We start from the raw sequence: 16,709 nt of genomic DNA, 5'->3' as shown, positions 1-16,709 counted from the left end.
CCCGCATTCCAATGAATTATTCATGTGCGCGACGCGGATCAAGGAGCGTTCGCATATGGTCGCCAAGACGGTCGAACGAGCGGACGATCACGAGCAGTCCAAGACCCGGAAATACCGCCAGCCACCACATGCCCGTTGACAAGTACCGCATCGCTTCCGATAATATAATGCCGATAGCCGGCTGATGAGGCGACAGCCCCAACCCAAGAAATGTAATGGAGGCCTCGTGCAATATCGCATGCGGAAACAACAGCATGAGACCCACGAACAGCTGCGGAACAAGATGCGGAATGAGATGCCGCGATGCCACCCACCAGCTCGATTTCCCCAGATGCCTGGACACCTGAATGAATTCGGCGGATCGCAGCTGCAGCACTTCGGCGCGGATAATCCGCGAGAGACCCGGCCAGTGGGTCAAGGCAACGCCGATAATGACCCCTTTAATGCCGCCGCCGCATACAAAGGCGATAAGAATGAGAGCGACCAGATGCGGAACGCTCAGAAACAGATCGATCAGCCATGACAGGATCCGGTCCGCTGTTTTCCCCAGGGTAGCGGCAGCCAGCCCGACAGCGGTGGCGATCATGACACTGCAGACAGCGGCGATCATGCCTACGCCGATACTGAGCGCCAGCCCCTTGATCGTGCGGACAAACATATCCCTCCCCAGCCAATCCGTCCCGAAGGGATGCAGCAGCGAAGGCGGTAAATTCCGGATTTCCAGATTCGTTGCAAGCTGCCCGTCCCCCAGCAGCATGGCAAGAATCCCGATCGCGACAAGAAGAGCCGAGAGACAAACAGCCCATGCTAACGCCCGTTTCCGCCGATTGACCCGGAAACGAAATGCCGGGTTCCCGGCAGGCTGAACCGGATTTTCCATCAAAGCGCCCTGCCTTCCCGGACCCGCGGATCAATTACTTTATACAGCAGATCCGCAATCGTATTGCCTGTAAAGACGAACAGCGAGCTGCACAGGACAAGTCCCATAAGCAGCGGAACATCCCCTCTTAAACCCGCCTCAACCGTCGCTTGTCCAAGGCCCGGGTACGAAAACACCTGCTCTGCCAGCACGGCGCCTCCGAACAATTCGCTGAAGGAGGTGAACTGCAGGGTGACGGCCGGCAGGGCAATATTGCGCAGACCATGCCTTCGCACCAGTCCGAATCCCTTCTCCCCTCGGGCTCTGGCAAACCGTACATAATCGCTCTCCAGAACATCGATCAGCTTCTGCCTGGTATGCAGCGCGATTGGCGCAATTCCGATGATGCTAAGGGTCAGCGCAGGCAGAATGATATGCCGGATGCGATCCGCGAGCGTAACCTGCTCCGCAAGAACGCCTGCGGGTACGCCGAGTCCAATCGGAAACCACCCGAGCCAAACGGAGAAAAACATGAGCAGCAGCAGTCCCAGCCAGAATGTCGGTGTGGACGCCAGCGTATAGCAGTACCACTGAATGAGGCGGTCCATCCATGAGTTTTTTTTCATCGCCGCTATTACACCGGCTGTAAACCCTGTAATTCCGGAGAGCAGCCAGGCTATCGCCATCAGCGCGGCGGAATTCAGGAACCGCTCGCCGATAACCTCCGCCACCGGCTCGCGGAATATCATCGAGGTGCCGAGGTCGCCGCGGAGCAGAGCCGATCCCCAACGGGCAAACTGCTCCGCGGGCGGCTTATCCAGCCCCCAATAAGCGGAAATGCTTTGGCGCTGCTCAGGCCCGACACGCATGACATCCGATCCAATGTAAGCCTGAACCGGGTCGATTGGCGAGAGACTGACAAGCGTGAACGAAACGATGCTGACAGCAGCCAGAAGCGTCGCCAGACGAACCAGCTTCAGCCCCAGATACGCACCCAAATTGCATGTCATTTCCAACCCTCTTTTCCGCTAGTTGTTCCATTTCCATTCCTCGATATTATCCGTGATCGGCCAGCCATGCCCGTGCGGTTGGATACGCTGCCTGCCGATGTCCAGCTTGTCGTTTACGAGATACAGATGATCGATATTCACAAGCCACGCCCATGGCGCGTCCCCGAGCGAACTGAGTCCCGTCTTTCCATCCCACTGCGCATTCTTCCAATATTTCAAAGCCTCATCTTCGTTCGTTGCGCGAAGAGCCTGGTTCATCCAGTCATCTACCACCGGATTGCTGTAATAACCGGCGTTGTAATAATCAACTCCCTGATACGTGCTGCTGTACAGGTTGTACATTTCCAGGGGATCATGGCTGCCCCAGCCGAACATCACAGCGTCGGCATGCATTCTTTTATCAATATCGTCCCAGCTCTTCCCTTCCACATTCATATGAATGCCGGCAGGCTTGACCATATCCGCAGCGGCGAGAGCAAGCGATTGGCGGGCAATATCTCCGGATGGATAAAGAAGATTGAACTCAGCCTTGAGCGAACCCTTCTCGGCAATCCCGTCACCGTCTGTATCGGTCCATCCCGCATCGCTCAAAATGGTCTTCGCTTCATTCACATCGGCGTCTTTGATTACGATTTGATTATTTCCCCAGGGAAGTCCGTCATTGGCCGAGTAAGCGGGCGAGCCATAGCCTTCCAGAATTCCCTCAACCAGCGCGCTCCGGTCGATGGCCACATTAACCGCCTTGCGGATGGCAATATCCGCGGTTACATCGTTGCCGATTGGATTGCCGTCCCTGGTTTGGCCGCCAGACGGAACATAGGGGAACAGGATGCCCCGGTTATCCACGGTTTTGATATCCTCAAGACGCATGCCCGCTGCCGTTTCCTTGCTGTAGGAGGACGGGATATAGGCCACATCGACCTTGCCTGATTTGGCAGCCGCAAACGCTGCATCTTCACTCAGAAACAAAAACGTCATTCGTTTGAAATACGGCTTCACGCCATAATAATCGGGATTCGCTTCGGCGATGACCTGCTGGCCTTTATCCCACTGCACAAATTTATACGGCCCCGATCCAATGGGGAGCTCCGCATAATCTTTTCCGTATGCGTGTTTGGGAACGATACCGGTTGAAACAAGAAGAGAAACAAAAGTAGATTGCGGCTCCTTGAGTGTGAAGATGACGGTGCCCTCCCCTTCGGACTGCACGCTCTTCAAATTGGTCAGATCAATGGCGGAGCCGTTCCCGGCCGCCGTATCAAAGGTGAATTCAACATCTTCTGCCGTAAGCGGCTTGCCATCGGTAAATACAACATTGGACCGCAGCTTGACCGTCCATACCGTACCATCATCACTCACCTCGTAGCCGGTTGCCAGATCATTCTCAATGCGCAGATCATCGTCCCGCTTCAGCAGTGTGCTCTGAAACAGCGGTGAACCGTAGCGCCCCCAACCTGTCGTTGGATCAAACCCGGTTTCCGGTTCCGCGCCAACAGCCAATATTAATTCGTCTTTGCCGGTGCTCCCGCTCTCCTTGGGGGATGACGAGCAGCCCGCAAGCAGAAGTCCGGTAATCATCATCGCCAATATCGAATAAACCCCAATCTTCCTCACGTTTCCCCCACTCCATCCCATCGATTTTATATGTGGCACGTTTTTAGTAAATTGTAGCACAATAAAAAAAGGGAATCACTCCCTTTTTCACCGACATGCTCAAAAATATTGGAATATTTCAACAAAAAAACGACCGCCCCTTTTTGGGGCGATCGCTTATTCCTGTTTTTATTTATGATCATGAATCTCCAAGCCCTGTTCCTCCGCATAAGTAACGGAAAGCTCGGCATAATGTACGCCTTTTTGTACTTGTATCTGATGATGGAGCGTGCGAAGCCCCGATAAGCGGCCCCGAACGACGATGACCTCCAGGCACTGGTTATGGTTCAGGTGAACATGCATCGTGGATATAATGTCGTGATGGAACTGATGCTGAAGCTCTGTCAGTAGAAGAGGAAGATCCCGGATGTGATGGTCGTACACCATGACTATGGTGCCGGCAACATGCGCATCGGATGGAAGCTTCGCAGGATCGAGCATCGCTTTTCTGGCCATATCCCGAATCGCTTCGGACCGGTTCGTATAGCCTTGTTCCTCAATATAATGATTGAACTGCTCGATTAATGGAGCCGGAAACGCCACTCCGAACCGGATCAGTTCTTCCTTGTCTGCCATAAAACCACCCTGCCCTGCCTTCATTTCACTAAATTGTATCATAGGCGATATGAAATGAAAAATGCCCCCCTTGGAGCAGCATCAAACCGGGCATTTTAACCAAAATACGGCATCCTTCCTATTTCCTGCCCATATCGGCCGCAATTTTTTCAGCAATTTTCGGTCCATGAAGCCGTCCATCATCAATAAACACTTTATTGGTTATTCCTCCCGTAACGACGCCGGCAACAAATATGTCCGCCACATTGGTTTCATACGTATCAGGGTCAAAGAGCGGAATTTGAGTTTGATGATCTAACATAATTCCCAGATCGTTCAGCATCGAAAGGTCAGGCTGATACCCGATTAAGGAAAATACAAAATCATTTTGGATTTTAATTTGCTCATTCCCGCTTTGGACGAATACCTGCTCTTCTTCAATACGCGTGATTGCCGACTCGGGATAAAACCCGATTCTTCCTTTTTCAATCAAATTCCGTATATCGAGCAGCAGGGTGGGCTTAATACCTTGATAAACCGTAGCGCCACGGTGAACCAACGATACTTGCGCTCCGCTGCGATATAAGTCGATTGCTGCTTCAACCGCGGAATTTTTGCCTCCCGCAACAAGAACAGACCTTCCCGAATAAGAGTGTCCTTCCGTATAGTAATGCATCACTTTGGATAAGTTCTCGCCTGGAACCCCTAATAGTCTCGGGTGATCATATATCCCTGTAGCGATTACGATCCTTCTTGCTTCAAATACTTCCTCTTTCCCCAGATGATTATGGGTATGAACGAGAAAGCCGTCCGATGAACGTTCGACCCTTATGACATGATGAAACGTTAGAATATTCATTTGCTGCCTTGTAACGACAGCGCGATAATAGCGCATTACCTCATGTCGGGTGGGACGTTCTTCTTCTGATAAAAAGGGAACATTTCCGATTTCCAGCCTGTCGCTTGTACTATAAAAACGCATATTAGCAGGAAATGAAAGAATCGTATTTACAATAGCCCTTTTCTCGAGTATTAAGTAATCAATTCCCTGCTCCTGCAAGGCCATCCCGACAGAAAGTCCGCATGGGCCGCCGCCTATTATGATTGCTTCTCTCATCTGATTTCCCCTTTGTTCATTGAGATTACGTTATCCTTGTGTCATTTTACTTGACATTCCACATCAATTACAAATTTATTCGGGTTATTAACCTTAAAATCCGGTCATGTTCTACATAATTTTTTAATAATTTGATGACATAAATCGATATATTCTCCCAATTCTCTTACGGTATACTGCATAAAACAGTCTTCTTTCATCCAGAAACGGCAAATGAACTTGGTATCATTCGAGGAGGAACATAAGTGAACTCAGGTTGGTATTCTTTCTTTACACTTGGCATGAACCATATTTTATCCGGGTACGATCATCTATTATTTTTGTTTTCTCTTGTTGTTGCAAGGCAGACGTTCAAACAGTATACGGGCATGATCACCGCTTTTACGATCGCTCACAGCATCACGTTATCATTGACGGTATTGGGAATTATTGATGTATCTCCCCGGATTGTCGAGCCTGCCATCGCTTTGAGCATCTGCTTTGTCGCCATCGATAATATTATTCGCAAACAGGTCAGTCACCGTTGGGTGCTGACGTTCTTCTTCGGCTTAATCCATGGAATGGGCTTTGCTGACATTCTTAAAGGAATGAATCTTCCCAAAAGCCAGCTGGCTGTGGATCTGCTCAGCTTCAATCTCGGAATCGAGGTTGTTCAGATCACGTTGGTCGGCGTCGCCCTCCCTCTGCTCATGATGATGCACAAATGGAAGTTTTCCAGAAATGCCGTTATCGCAGGTTCCGTATTGGCCTTTGTTTTGGGTGGAATCTGGTTGTCCCAGCGCGTATTCTTCTAAACTCCTTAATTGGGGGAAGCAAGCACCTGAAGCCCGCTGTTTCTGAACTGAAAAATAGACAAATAAAACGAGCCTCCGGATTGTTTCCAAGGCTCGTTTTATTTGTCCGAGTTACACCTTTACCTGCTTGACGGCCGCAAGCAAATGATGCGTCGTCCCGCTCAGCTCTGCGGCGGAATCGGCAAACTGCTTAACGATGCGCAGCTGCTGGTCCGCCAGTTCCCGGATCTGAAGCGTCTGGTCGGAAGAGGCTTTGGCGATTTCGGCGATCGTGACGCTGGATGCCAGAACCTCTTCGGAGCCGGCTGTCATTTGCTCGGTTCCGGCGGAAATCTCTTGAATTTGTCCGGTCACTACCCGGAACATTTCCACCACATGCGTAAACGACTCGTCGGCCGCCACGGATAGCGATTCCCCCGTATGCACTTCTCTTGCGCCATTCTCCATCGCCTCGCTGATGCGAAGCGATTCGCTTTGAACATTTTGCAGCAATGAAGCTATCAGCTCCGTGGAGACGAAAGCCTCATCCGCCAGCTTTCTTACTTCCCCTGCAACAACCGCGAATCCGGCACCGTGCTCGCCGGCCCGCGCCGCCTCAATAGATGCATTGAGCGCAAGCAGCTTCGTCTGGTTGGCAATTTGGGAAATGGCCGCCAACGCTCCTTCGATCTCGACCGAATAATTGCGCAGAGTCGCCACCCGCAAGGCAGCTTCCTCCGTAGCCGCAGAAATCGTGCGGATCTGCTTGTTCATTCGTCCGACGGAATGCCTGCCGGATTCCGCGCTTTCGAGAGCCTGCACGGATGCGTCCGATACCGCAGATGCCGCTTCGGAGATCCGCTGGATAATAGCCGCAATCTCCCCCATCGAGCCCGCGCTTTCTTCCGAGCTGATGCGTTGGGCGCTTGCGCCCTCGGCCACCAGGCCCGAAGCTTCGCTGACACGGGTATTCATTTCAAGCAAATGCTGGGCTTCCGCCGCAAACCGGTCCGAGGATTGGGCGACCTGCGCGGATGTCTGGGCAATGTTCGATACCATACCGCCGACGATCGTGTTCAAGCTGGTTGACATGTTGACGATTGCCCTGTACATGGCGCCCACCTCATCCTCCGAACGAACAGGATGCTCAAGCATCTGCCGGTTTGCTTTGGCAAATTCGCCAGCCGCTATATTCTCCGCTCCGGATACAATCCATTTAAGCGGACGGAATGCACGGAAGAGCACCCATACAATAAGCGTGAGTCCCAGCAAGGTCATCGCGATGATGAGCAGATAAAAGGGAAGGCTTTCGCGTATGGCGCCGCTTGCGATGCTTTCAATAACCGAGGCTTCCGTATCGATTCCAAGCACGCCGATGACCGTTCCGTCCGGACGTTTGATCGGTGCGTACGAGGAGATATATTTGCCGTACTGCGGATTATCGATTACCGGCGAATTCGCCGGGCTGCCAGCCAGCAGCGACTTGACCGCATCCGCGGGGATATCCGTCACTTCATTGATCGGAGATGCGGAGTCCGAATCCTTCGGCTGGCCGTCGATCATAATCAGCGGACGCTGGCTTGCGTCTATTTGGACAATATACACATACAGAGCGCCGATTTGCGCACGGAACCGGTCAAGCCCCTGCCGGATCGTCCAGTACAATTCGTTTTCCTGCGGATCGGCTAAAAATTGCTCCAGTCTTTGCGTATCGAGATGGCTGGAATAGCTGCCGGCCATACGCGTGCCATAGCTCGTAATCGCCTCCTTGGCCGCTGTTTTCGTATTGCTGATTTGCAGCCAGATATAACATGACGATAACAGGAGAAAGACCGCCATGACCACCGCTGCAATCCGTAATGTTAAGCGTTTTCTAAACCACACAAACCCCTTCATAATCTTCATCCAGTCCCTTCGGATTGTACAATATCATTCCTGCTGCCTGCTGCGATAAAACGACCATGCTGCTTATATCGGCTTCCAGTACCTATATGTATATATGTAAATGCAAAATAGCCTGATGCATTTTGTCACAATTCCTTCATATTTACACCATAAAATGTCATAAAAACCCGGATTCTTTCAGAATTTGTTCAGTGGCGTCCGATATAATAGGTATTAGTAACCAGGACTAAAGATTTACCTTTTGAAGAAACCACCTAGAAGGAGTGCGAAACAGCATGAATGGCGAATATTTCGAAGAAATGCGGAAGCTGAGTCACGATGACGATCGCAGACACCTAATGCTGATGAGAGGCCTGCGAATGATGCAGGAGGAGCGGAAGAACAGCAGCTTCCTGAAAAAGCTGGGCAAGAAATGGGGCCACAAAAGCAAACTGGAGATCAAGGAATGGAATAGCGGTCAGCAGTCTACTGCCGCTCATTAACTATAGAGACGAATGCGTCGCTTCCCGGAGGAAGCCTTGAAACAGGCTTCCTCTGGCGAAATGATACCTCAATCTTATTGGTCTAACTCCGTACCGTTTATATCGGACTGTTAAAGCGGAAGCTCTGGATCAAGGGCTCTCTTTTTCTCCCGCTACCCTCTGTCATTGTGAATGCCCCGAAGAAAAGTGCTTAACTCCCCACTCGCTCATCATGTCAAGAAAGGATATCATCGACCGTCCACGCGGAGTCAATGAATATTCTACCTTCGGCAGCATTCCGCTATAAATTTCCCTGTCAATTATGCCGTCAGCCTCAAGCTCCCGGAGCTGCTCCGTTAGCATCTTTTTTGAAATGGATGGCAGATGCCGGCGCAGTTCGGCATATCGCACAGCGCCATTCTTATATAAGTGTCTATATATGGGGATTTTCCACTTCCCGCTTAAGAGGGAAAATACAATTTCGACCGGACACTCGTTAGGCTTAACAGGCATCGAATCACCTCGTTTTTTTAAAACCATTATACCCGATATCAGTTTCGCGGATATTGGAAACCAAAAAGTGCCTTATTGTCCGCCCCATCATAAGCTCTTATAATCTCATCTAGAGAGGAGAGGATGTTTGTGAATATCGGAATCATCGGGGCAGGCAGCGTAGGGGCAGGTATAGGCCATGGCCTGATACGGGCCGGCCATCATGCGGCAATCAGCAGCCGCGACCCGCAGCATGCGAAGCACGGGGCATGGAAGCAAGCAGCAGGCGGACAAGGGGACGTCGTTTCCTTCAACGAAGCGGCCCGGTTCGGTGAACTCATTGTCATGGCGCTTCCCTGGTCTTGCGCGGCGGATGTGCTTGATAACATTGATCATTCATACATGAAGAACAAAACGGTTATTGATGTAAGCAACGCGGTTGAGTTCAGCAGCGGTCCACGGCTGCTGTACGACAATACGTCAGCAGGTGAAATCATGCAGCAGATGCTGCCGGAGAGCCGCGTCGTTAAAACACTCAATACGGTCAGCGACAAAAGAATGGTGCGGCCGGCATACCGGGAAGGCGTACCCGTTATGTTTATGTCCGGCAATGAACGGCATGCCAAAAACCAGGCCGCGTTCCTCCTGAACGATCTGGGGTGGAAGGACGTCGTCGACCTGGGCGATATCCGGCAAAGCCGCCTGCAGGAATCCATCATGCTGGCTTGCGTCATAAGCGAAATCCGGCTTCAGTCGCCTGGTGCGGCATTTGCGCTGCTGAGAGATTAATATTCATGGATCAGACCAGGATTTGCAATCTATGAGTCTTCCAAGGCCTTGGGAGCAAAGCGCTCCACTTCCGGCAGGTCAACGCTATCACAATGGTTCAAGCGGACATTGACGCCATCCAATGTGCGAATGACCACATCGTTCATTGTCCAGTCCTTCGCGTGCGAGATTGTGCCGGCTGCATGGCTTTCTATCAAGATATTGCTCAAGCGGATGCCGCTGATCGGCTTTTCAGGATACGCCTCCACCTCGAAGGCATAGGATACGGGTCTGCCGGAACCGGGGAGCAGATTATTCCTGACCGTGACATTGGCGATCTCCACATTGCGGAACTCCGGTATTCCCCGCTGCTCAGGCAGCACGGGCTCTGCGAGAACCTGCCAATGAACAGGGACCTCGCCCTCCCAGGTTTCCGGAATTTGAGCATAGCTGTAGCTGGGGTTCCAGTTCAGCAGGAAGCCGAACGGATTACGCACATCGATCATATCCAGGTTATGGACCCGTATATTCTCAATCAGACCTCCGCGGTTCCGCGCCGATTTAAACCGCAGGCCGTTGCTCGTCCCGACAGATTTGATATTGTATATCTCTACATTGCGAATGCCCCCGGAGGTCTCGCTGCCAAGGGTGATGCCGGCTCCCGCTCCCGTTATGCAATTGCGGATAACGATATCCTCGGCGGGCCGGTTGACCCTCAGTCCATCGGCGTCGCGCCCGGCTTTAATACAGAGATTATCATCGTTGCAATCGATGAAGCAGTTCTCCACCAGAACATGGGAGGACGAATCAATATCGATCCCGTCGGTGCTTGGGCCCTGATTGTCGCGGATCGTCAGCCCAGACACCGTTACGTGCTCGGAGTAGCAGATATGCACGTTCCAGAAGCCTGAGCGGAGAGAGGTAAAATCCTTCAGTTCGATCCGGGACGAATCGATAACCTGAATGTTCCGCGGCCTTTTGCAGTCGTAGTCGACGACCCAGCGCAGCCCCTGCTCCGTATATACCTTGCGCATGCTCCAATATTTATCCCACCAGCAGTTGCCTTGTCCATCGATGGTCCCCTTGCCGGTTATGCTCGCGTTCTCCTGACCGCAAATGTTGATCAATGCGCTGTACCAGTTCATCTCGATGCCCGCAACACGAGACCACAGCTCAGGATAGTCCTCCTCGCCTGCGGCACCGCGCAGCACCACACCTTCAGCCAGATGCAGCTGCACATTGGACTTAAGAAACAGAGCCCCCGTCAAATAGGAGCCCGGAGCAAATTCAATCCGGCCCCCGCCTGCGCCCCATGCAGCGTCGATAGCCTCCTGAATTGAAGCGGTGGCCAGCGTGTCTCCATCCGCAGCCGCGCCATAATCATTCACCAAGAAAACTTCGTTTCGTCTCATTTCTTTCCCGCCCGTCTCCACAAAGCAGTTCATTTTTTTTAAGCTTCAGCCAGAGCATCCGCATGAAGGGGCTCACAAGAGTTCCCCCGAGTTAGCCTCCTGGTGAGCCACAGCCACTAGCTTCCAAGGGGAGCCGCATGCATCCCGGCTAGCAGCTGCTCCATTTGCAGAACCTCGATCCCGGCAAGCAGCACGATTCCAATACCGTGCGTATCGTTAAGCAGCCAAGGCAGGTCATCCTTGTAGTAATCTCCATTGAATGAATACCCGGAGCCCCTGCATACGCCGTAAACATTGCCTGTTTTGTCGATGGAGATCTGCGTCATTCCCTTCCATCCCTTCAGGACCGCCTCGACATACCGCTGCTTGCCGGTTAACCAGCCGAAACGAATGCCGCGCGCAAAAGCATATATAAACATGGAGGTGCAGGAAGTCTCCTGATACGATTCCGCGTCTGTCAGCACCTGGTGCCACAGGCCGTTCACCCCTTGCAGCCGCAAATACCCTTCACACAGATCATTAAAATAGCGAAGCAGCTCCCGGCGCTGTTCATGATCTTCCGGCAGAGCCGCCAGCAGCTCGGAGAGCGAGAACAGCACCCAGCCATTCCCCCGCCCCCATGCCACCACGGTGGGCTTGTTCAAAGTGAGGTCATACACATGGGACATGACCTGCAGATGCGGAATATACATCAGCTTCCTGAACTGAAGGAGCTGGTTGACCGCGTCCTCAATATAGCGGATGTCGCCGGTGCGCTGATAATAACGGCAAAGGAACGGCACGCTCATATACAGATCGTCGCACCAAACCGTTTCATGGGTAAAATCGGCGATTCGCGGCTTGCGGTACAAGGCCCCCGTCGGAAGCCGGTATTGTTCGCCAGAGATGTAATCCGCGATCAACTCTGCGATCTCGTCAGCTCCGTTCATGCCCTGCTCCTGAAGCGCCAGCAGCATGGTAGCCCCGAAGGAGCCGCAGTCGTCCAGACTGTCAAGTGTAGCGAGCGTATTGAGCACACCCGACGCCCCGAACTGCTGCTTGTCCCACATGGCATAGCTGTACAGCCGCGTGCAGGTTTCGATATGGCTTCGCACATAGGCCGTTACATCCCCGCGATCGAGCAGCCTGCCGGTTTGCAGCAAACCGTACAGCGTAACGCCAAGCGGATAATTCCATCTGCCGAACAAAGCGTTGTCCGCGAAGAGGCGCACCCAGGTATTGGGCTGATCCAGCCGCCAGAAGGTGCCGCCCGCTTTCGTATCGATCAGCGCATAAGCCGTCCCGGTTGGCGGCAGCGGCTCATCCGCTTCGAGCGGGCCGGCATATAACCACTCGTCCGCTCCGCCCTCCACGGGATAAGGCGGCGCCAGCCGGACTCCTGCAGGCAGCTCATCCAGCCGGAATCCCCAATTCTCCACGGTGCCGGCGCAGCGAATATGCAGATCGTGCCGACCGTATGAGAGATTGAGCGGTATGGAAAAATCTCCCGTCGTCTGTTCGGCTATTTTGTTCCCGTCGATGAATATATCTGCGATTCCCGCTGCCCGGCCCTTTAGTACAATAGAGGATGCGCCGTCCAGAGTGCAGGTTAATTTCGTCCAGGCTACGGCATAACGGTTGTTCAAATCTCCAAATATGCGTGCCATGGGATGCAAGAGATCCCGCTCACCCCACTGCAGGCGCGGATACCAGACGATTCCGCTGTCACCCTCTTTGGTTTGCGGGCCGGGCAGCTCCCGTCGCTTGTCCTGCGGACCGCTGTATATCCAGCCCTCGTGCCCGTTTCTCTCTGGTGACGGGGCCAGCACGTAGGTCGGATTGCTCTTGTATGAGCCGGGTCCGAAGGAGCCCCCGCAGCCAGCCTCAGTCTTCGTAAACAGGATGACAAAATGGTTCCAGCCCTTGTTCAAAGGTACGGTTACGGGTATTCTCCGCTTGGCATTCAATTCATCGGCCAGATTCGCTTTATATACGGAAGCCCCATTTGCAAAAAATTGAAGGGGTCCATAGCAATGCAAAATAAAGGTCATTGGCGCGTCCTGCTCGCTCCAGAATTTGGACCAGGCATAGATGTACTGCCCGTTTCGCATATCGGGAAAGCGCTCCGTCAGATTGAAATCATAGCTGTAATCGTGCTTTTTCAGTATCCCGTCGGCATTGAAGGCCCGGCAGGTCATCGGATGCTGCGGATGATTGCCGATGTAGCGATTCGTTACCGTTGTTAATGCCTCGCCCACGCTTCCGCCACATGCCGTAAATATGCTGTCATGCTCATTTATATACGCTTCATTCATGGCTTAAAGAACCTCCTGTCGCATTGTTGCGGGAACACTCAACGGCATGCTTGTCCCTGCGTTGTTATATGCGCCTTCCTGCCGTTTGGCGCTTTGGGTGAGATGATCCCGCTGTCATTTTCCTTGCCGGTTCAGCTCGCGGTAGCTGCTGGGTGTAATGCCCTCATATTTTTTGAAAATGCGGTTGAAGTAGCTGTGCTGATAGCCAACCTTCTCTGCGACCTCGTTAATTTTCAGGTCGGGGTCCAGAAGGAGCAGCTTGGCGTTCCGGATTCGAATATCGGTCAGGTAATCGATGAAGTTGATGCCTGCTATCTGCTTGAACGCCCGGCTGAGCGTATAAGGACTCGTTTCAAACCTGTCAGCGCATGATTCAAGCGATAGTCCGGTCATATATTGTTCGTTCAAAAAAAGAATGACCTTCTCAATAATATGCTTCAAGTGGTAATCCTGCCTGCTGATCATCTCCTGAACCAGCACCTTGACCACCTTATGCCGGAACCATTTCTGCATTTCATCCCGCTCCTTGATCCCGGCCAGTTCATCGAAGAGATTGACACTCCCGAATAGTCGAACGGGGTTCATGCCGGATTGCAGCGCAGCATAACGGATACTGCCGAGCAGCTGCAGCATGCCCTGTTGAATATAAAATTCAGTCGAGCCGTTGGCTGACAAATCGTCCATGAACTGGCTGATCAACTCGCCCGCAGTCTCCTCCAGACCGCTGCGGATGGCGTTGATGATCTCTTTGTCGAGGGAGAACGGATAACTGCACTCCATGAGCAGGCTTGATTTCGCCAGCTCCTCGGTCCATAGTATCTGGTTGTCGTCGTCGATCAGCTCGCGGTATGCCATTGCCTGTCTGACTTCCTCAAAAATATGCGGAATCTGCTTGACGCTGTATACTGATTTGCTGATCGCGACCGTCACCTGCATCCTGATAATATGATTAATGGTCCGCATCAGCTCCCGGCAGAAGAGATCCAGATCGGCATTCAACCACTTGACAGGCTGGTCGCTCGGCAGTGCCAGCAGCAAGCCGATAGAGAAGTTGTGGAAATTGATCACTTCCGCCTGCTCATACTGCTTTCTTGCCAGCTCGTCGACGATGTTGGCCGTCGCGTAGGTAACCAGATCCTCATCGCCAAGCGAGAATCGCCCCTCAAGACCGGAGAACCCGGTCAAACGGAACATGAGCGCTACATACTGCACATTATCATTTTCCCAGCCATAATGCCGGATTCGCCCCTTTATCTCGTTTTCGCCCAGAGCAAACAAATAGCCCTGTGCCAGCTGCAGGAAGAACCCTTCGCGCAGAACCGGAAGCTGTTCCTTCAGCTTCGAGTGAAGCAGCTCCCGCTCACTGGCCAGATGCTTCCATTCCACCTCGAACATATCGAACTCATCGCTGTACTCGGAGCCCTTGCCTCCGGTCAACAAGGCCACAAGCCGTTCCACCGGTGAATAAATGCGCCGCAAAACAAACGACGACATCAGAAGAGCAATGGTCAGACCCGTCAAGCTGATGTACAGGATCCATTTGGATACCATCACGACAGGGGCGACAATAGAGCTGAGCGGCGTCGCCGAGATGTACACCCAGGTTGCGCCGAGACGATTGAACTGGCCGTAGGAAACGGAATAGCTCTTATCCTTGTACGGAAACAGAAAAGATTCCGAACTGGAGCTGTGCGCTTCATATTCCTGCTTCAGCGCCTCTTCCAGCCTTGAGAACGGCTTCCCGCTCGTCGACATCTCCAGTCCCCCGTTCTTATTCAACAACAGCGTCACTCCCTCATGGGTTGGAGTCAGCGTCTTCAGAGACTGAATCAGCTTGCTTGTGTTGATTGTTGCAATGATCATGCCGAATGGCTTGAGGCTGCCTCCGGGTATTTTGTTGACAAGAGCAATGGTATCCTCGGTACCATATTGATTCGTCCAGAAAGCCGACTTTTTCTGGTTTAACAACGTGCTGTAGATCTCGGCGTCCCCAGGCTGGTCAATATAAGTGAACCTTTCCGTCGAGAAGAGAACCGGCCGCGGTTCATTGAGAAACAGCTGCACCTTCTGCAGAAAAGGATGGGTTCCCTCCATCAGGAGCAGGGTTCGATACAAATCCTTCACCTGCTCGAAATCATAGCCGATGTTAAGCGTTTTCAATTTCTCGTCTTCAAATTTGGGGTCAAACGCCCAATGCGACATCGTAAGCTCCAGATAATTCAGCTGATCGTCAATGACCGCGGCCCCTTGATCAATCTGATCGATATGCAGACGCTGCAGCTCTCCCTCCAATTTATCAGTCGCGATCCAGTAGGTGCAGAAGCCGATAATCAAACCGGGGAAGCTGGCAACAAGCAGAATCAGCACCAGATTTCTGCGATAAAAGCGGCTTTTCGATTTAAATTTACTAGCTTTACCGAGTCGTGGCTTCCAGAATCCTGTCAAGGAGAGTTCACCTTCCAAAATTTCGTTTTTATATGACCCATTTCGACAGTACAAAGATGGAATCCTTTATAGCCGACCGACCCGGCTCCTGGCTTATCCTTTGACCGAGCCTACCATCGCACCTTTGGCAAAGTGCTTCTGCAGAAACGGATAAACAAGAAGAATCGGAACTGTGGCAACGATGACAGCCGCCATTTTGAGCGTTTCCGTTGGCGGGGCAATCGCCGTTGCATCCGTGCTCAGCTCGCTGTTGTTGGCGTTAAGCAGAATATTCTGCAGCATAACCTGCATCGGCCATTTGGACGCGTCGTTAATGTAAATCAAGGCATTGAAGAACTGGTTCCAGTACCCTACCGCGTAGAACAACCCGAAGGCGGCCAGCGAAGGAAGCGACAGCGGCAGGATAATACGGATGAAGATCGACAGATCGTTGCAGCCGTCCATTGCCGCCGACTCCTCCAGCTCGGCTGGAATATTGTCGAAAAAATTTTTCATCAGGATCACGTTCCATCCGCTGGCCAGTGCCGGAAGAATCAGCGACCAGAGACTGTCAATCAGATTCAATTCACGAACAATCAGATAGTTAGGAATAATGCCCGGGCTGAACAGGACCGTAAGCAGGATTAGCAGCAAAATAATCTGCCTCCCGCGCAATCTTTTGCGCGACAGCGTATAGGCAAATGCTGCAGTCACCACCAGGCTGCAGGCTGTTCCCACCACCGTGACATACACGCTGACGCCGATGGAATGTGTAAAGGCGCCTGTGGAAAACAGGAATTTGTAGGACTCAAACGACCATTTTGTCGGGAACAGGACAAAGTTTTTGGTTACGTATTCCGTGGGATCGGTAAAAGAAACAACAAACACATAGTACAGAGGAAAGGCAGACACAACGGCAATCAAGCCGAGCAATGCGACATTCATTACGCTAAACATGCGATCTCCCAGACCGGTTCTCATTGTAC

General features: G+C 52.3%; 14 protein-coding genes. 3 read left to right on the top strand and 11 right to left on the bottom strand.

All coding sequences use genetic code 11. The features are described from left to right. Positions 1–16: 16 nt before the first annotated feature. From ACFOLF_RS23330 to ACFOLF_RS23310, 5 genes are all read right to left on the bottom strand, one after another. Positions 17–880, bottom strand: coding sequence for an ABC transporter permease (locus ACFOLF_RS23330; protein WP_210038802.1), 864 nt, complete (start codon positions 878–880; stop codon positions 17–19). Further along, positions 880–1,869, bottom strand: a complete 990-nt coding sequence (locus ACFOLF_RS23325; protein ID WP_210038801.1) for an ABC transporter permease — start codon at positions 1,867–1,869, stop codon at positions 880–882. Before ACFOLF_RS23325 ends, ACFOLF_RS23330 begins: the two co-directional genes overlap by 1 nt. 18 nt (positions 1,870–1,887) lie before the next feature. Next, positions 1,888–3,450 carry an ABC transporter substrate-binding protein gene (locus ACFOLF_RS23320; RefSeq protein ID WP_210038938.1) on the bottom strand — a complete coding sequence of 521 codons (1,563 nt, stop codon included), beginning with the start codon at positions 3,448–3,450 and terminating at the stop codon, positions 1,888–1,890. A 201-nt stretch (positions 3,451–3,651) separates the two neighbouring features. Continuing rightward, positions 3,652–4,098, bottom strand: a complete 447-nt coding sequence (gene nikR / locus ACFOLF_RS23315) for a nickel-responsive transcriptional regulator NikR (RefSeq protein ID WP_210038800.1) — start codon at positions 4,096–4,098, stop codon at positions 3,652–3,654. Positions 4,099–4,216: 118 nt separating this feature from the next. Further along, entirely contained in the window at positions 4,217–5,194 is a 978-nt protein-coding gene (locus ACFOLF_RS23310) for a YpdA family putative bacillithiol disulfide reductase (RefSeq protein ID WP_210038799.1), read from the bottom strand. A 245-nt stretch (positions 5,195–5,439) separates the two neighbouring features. Here ACFOLF_RS23310 and ACFOLF_RS23305 point away from each other — a divergent pair, with 245 nt between their 5' ends. Beyond that, positions 5,440–5,988, top strand: coding sequence for a HupE/UreJ family protein (locus ACFOLF_RS23305; protein WP_379113519.1), 549 nt, complete (start codon positions 5,440–5,442; stop codon positions 5,986–5,988). A 111-nt stretch (positions 5,989–6,099) separates the two neighbouring features. Here ACFOLF_RS23305 and ACFOLF_RS23300 read toward each other — a convergent pair whose 3' ends face one another. Further along, positions 6,100–7,872, bottom strand: coding sequence for a methyl-accepting chemotaxis protein (locus tag ACFOLF_RS23300; RefSeq protein ID WP_210038798.1), 1,773 nt, complete (start codon positions 7,870–7,872; stop codon positions 6,100–6,102). A gap of 275 nt (positions 7,873–8,147) precedes the next feature. Between ACFOLF_RS23300 and ACFOLF_RS23295 the strand changes: the two genes are divergently transcribed. Further along, entirely contained in the window at positions 8,148–8,354 is a 207-nt protein-coding gene (locus tag ACFOLF_RS23295; RefSeq protein ID WP_210038797.1) for a hypothetical protein, read from the top strand. 162 nt (positions 8,355–8,516) lie between these two features. Here the strand turns inward: ACFOLF_RS23295 and ACFOLF_RS23290 are convergent, their stop codons facing one another. Further along, positions 8,517–8,846 carry a winged helix-turn-helix transcriptional regulator gene (locus ACFOLF_RS23290; protein ID WP_210038796.1) on the bottom strand — a complete coding sequence of 110 codons (330 nt, stop codon included), beginning with the start codon at positions 8,844–8,846 and terminating at the stop codon, positions 8,517–8,519. 129 nt (positions 8,847–8,975) lie between these two features. Between ACFOLF_RS23290 and ACFOLF_RS23285 the strand changes: the two genes are divergently transcribed. After that, positions 8,976–9,614, top strand: a complete 639-nt coding sequence (locus ACFOLF_RS23285) for an NADPH-dependent F420 reductase (RefSeq protein WP_210038795.1) — start codon at positions 8,976–8,978, stop codon at positions 9,612–9,614. Positions 9,615–9,643: 29 nt separating this feature from the next. On the opposite strand, the gene ACFOLF_RS23280 is transcribed toward ACFOLF_RS23285, so the two are convergent. The 4 genes from ACFOLF_RS23280 to ACFOLF_RS23265 form a co-directional block, all read right to left on the bottom strand. Further along, positions 9,644–11,005: a glycoside hydrolase family 28 protein gene (locus ACFOLF_RS23280; protein ID WP_210038794.1), complete on the bottom strand. Its 1,362-nt coding sequence runs from the start codon at positions 11,003–11,005 to the stop codon at positions 9,644–9,646. Positions 11,006–11,121: 116 nt separating this feature from the next. Then, positions 11,122–13,299 carry a glycoside hydrolase family 88/105 protein gene (locus ACFOLF_RS23275; protein WP_210038793.1) on the bottom strand — a complete coding sequence of 726 codons (2,178 nt, stop codon included), beginning with the start codon at positions 13,297–13,299 and terminating at the stop codon, positions 11,122–11,124. A 114-nt stretch (positions 13,300–13,413) separates the two neighbouring features. After that, positions 13,414–15,744 carry an AraC family transcriptional regulator gene (locus tag ACFOLF_RS23270; protein ID WP_210038792.1) on the bottom strand — a complete coding sequence of 777 codons (2,331 nt, stop codon included), beginning with the start codon at positions 15,742–15,744 and terminating at the stop codon, positions 13,414–13,416. Positions 15,745–15,837: 93 nt separating this feature from the next. Then, positions 15,838–16,704 (bottom strand): carbohydrate ABC transporter permease, encoded by an 867-nt coding sequence (locus ACFOLF_RS23265; protein ID WP_210038791.1) that lies wholly within the window; start codon positions 16,702–16,704, stop codon positions 15,838–15,840. Positions 16,705–16,709: the final 5 nt, after the last annotated feature.

This window comes from Paenibacillus sepulcri (genome assembly GCF_042647105.1).
GTDB lineage: Bacteria > Bacillota > Bacilli > Paenibacillales > Paenibacillaceae > Paenibacillus_Z > Paenibacillus_Z sepulcri.
The sequence above is the reverse complement of the archived record's forward strand: the minus strand, read 5'-3'. Positions and strand labels throughout refer to the sequence as shown.

What these genes read in the sequence shown, in the direction of transcription:
- ACFOLF_RS23330 (WP_210038802.1), bottom strand. Translation starts at nt 880, where the DNA reads ATGGAAAATCCGGTTCAGCCTGCCGGGAACCCGGCATTTCGTTTCCGG.
- ACFOLF_RS23325 (WP_210038801.1), bottom strand. Translation starts at nt 1,869, where the DNA reads ATGACATGCAATTTGGGTGCGTATCTGGGGCTGAAGCTGGTTCGTCTG.
- ACFOLF_RS23320 (WP_210038938.1), bottom strand. Translation starts at nt 3,450, where the DNA reads ATGATGATTACCGGACTTCTGCTTGCGGGCTGCTCGTCATCCCCCAAG.
- nikR (WP_210038800.1), bottom strand. Translation starts at nt 4,098, where the DNA reads ATGGCAGACAAGGAAGAACTGATCCGGTTCGGAGTGGCGTTTCCGGCT.
- ACFOLF_RS23310 (WP_210038799.1), bottom strand. Translation starts at nt 5,194, where the DNA reads ATGAGAGAAGCAATCATAATAGGCGGCGGCCCATGCGGACTTTCTGTC.
- ACFOLF_RS23300 (WP_210038798.1), bottom strand. Translation starts at nt 7,872, where the DNA reads ATGAAGATTATGAAGGGGTTTGTGTGGTTTAGAAAACGCTTAACATTA.
- ACFOLF_RS23295 (WP_210038797.1), top strand. Translation starts at nt 8,148, where the DNA reads ATGAATGGCGAATATTTCGAAGAAATGCGGAAGCTGAGTCACGATGAC.
- ACFOLF_RS23290 (WP_210038796.1), bottom strand. Translation starts at nt 8,846, where the DNA reads ATGCCTGTTAAGCCTAACGAGTGTCCGGTCGAAATTGTATTTTCCCTC.
- ACFOLF_RS23280 (WP_210038794.1), bottom strand. Translation starts at nt 11,005, where the DNA reads ATGAGACGAAACGAAGTTTTCTTGGTGAATGATTATGGCGCGGCTGCG.
- ACFOLF_RS23275 (WP_210038793.1), bottom strand. Translation starts at nt 13,299, where the DNA reads ATGAATGAAGCGTATATAAATGAGCATGACAGCATATTTACGGCATGT.
- ACFOLF_RS23265 (WP_210038791.1), bottom strand. Translation starts at nt 16,704, where the DNA reads ATGAGAACCGGTCTGGGAGATCGCATGTTTAGCGTAATGAATGTCGCA.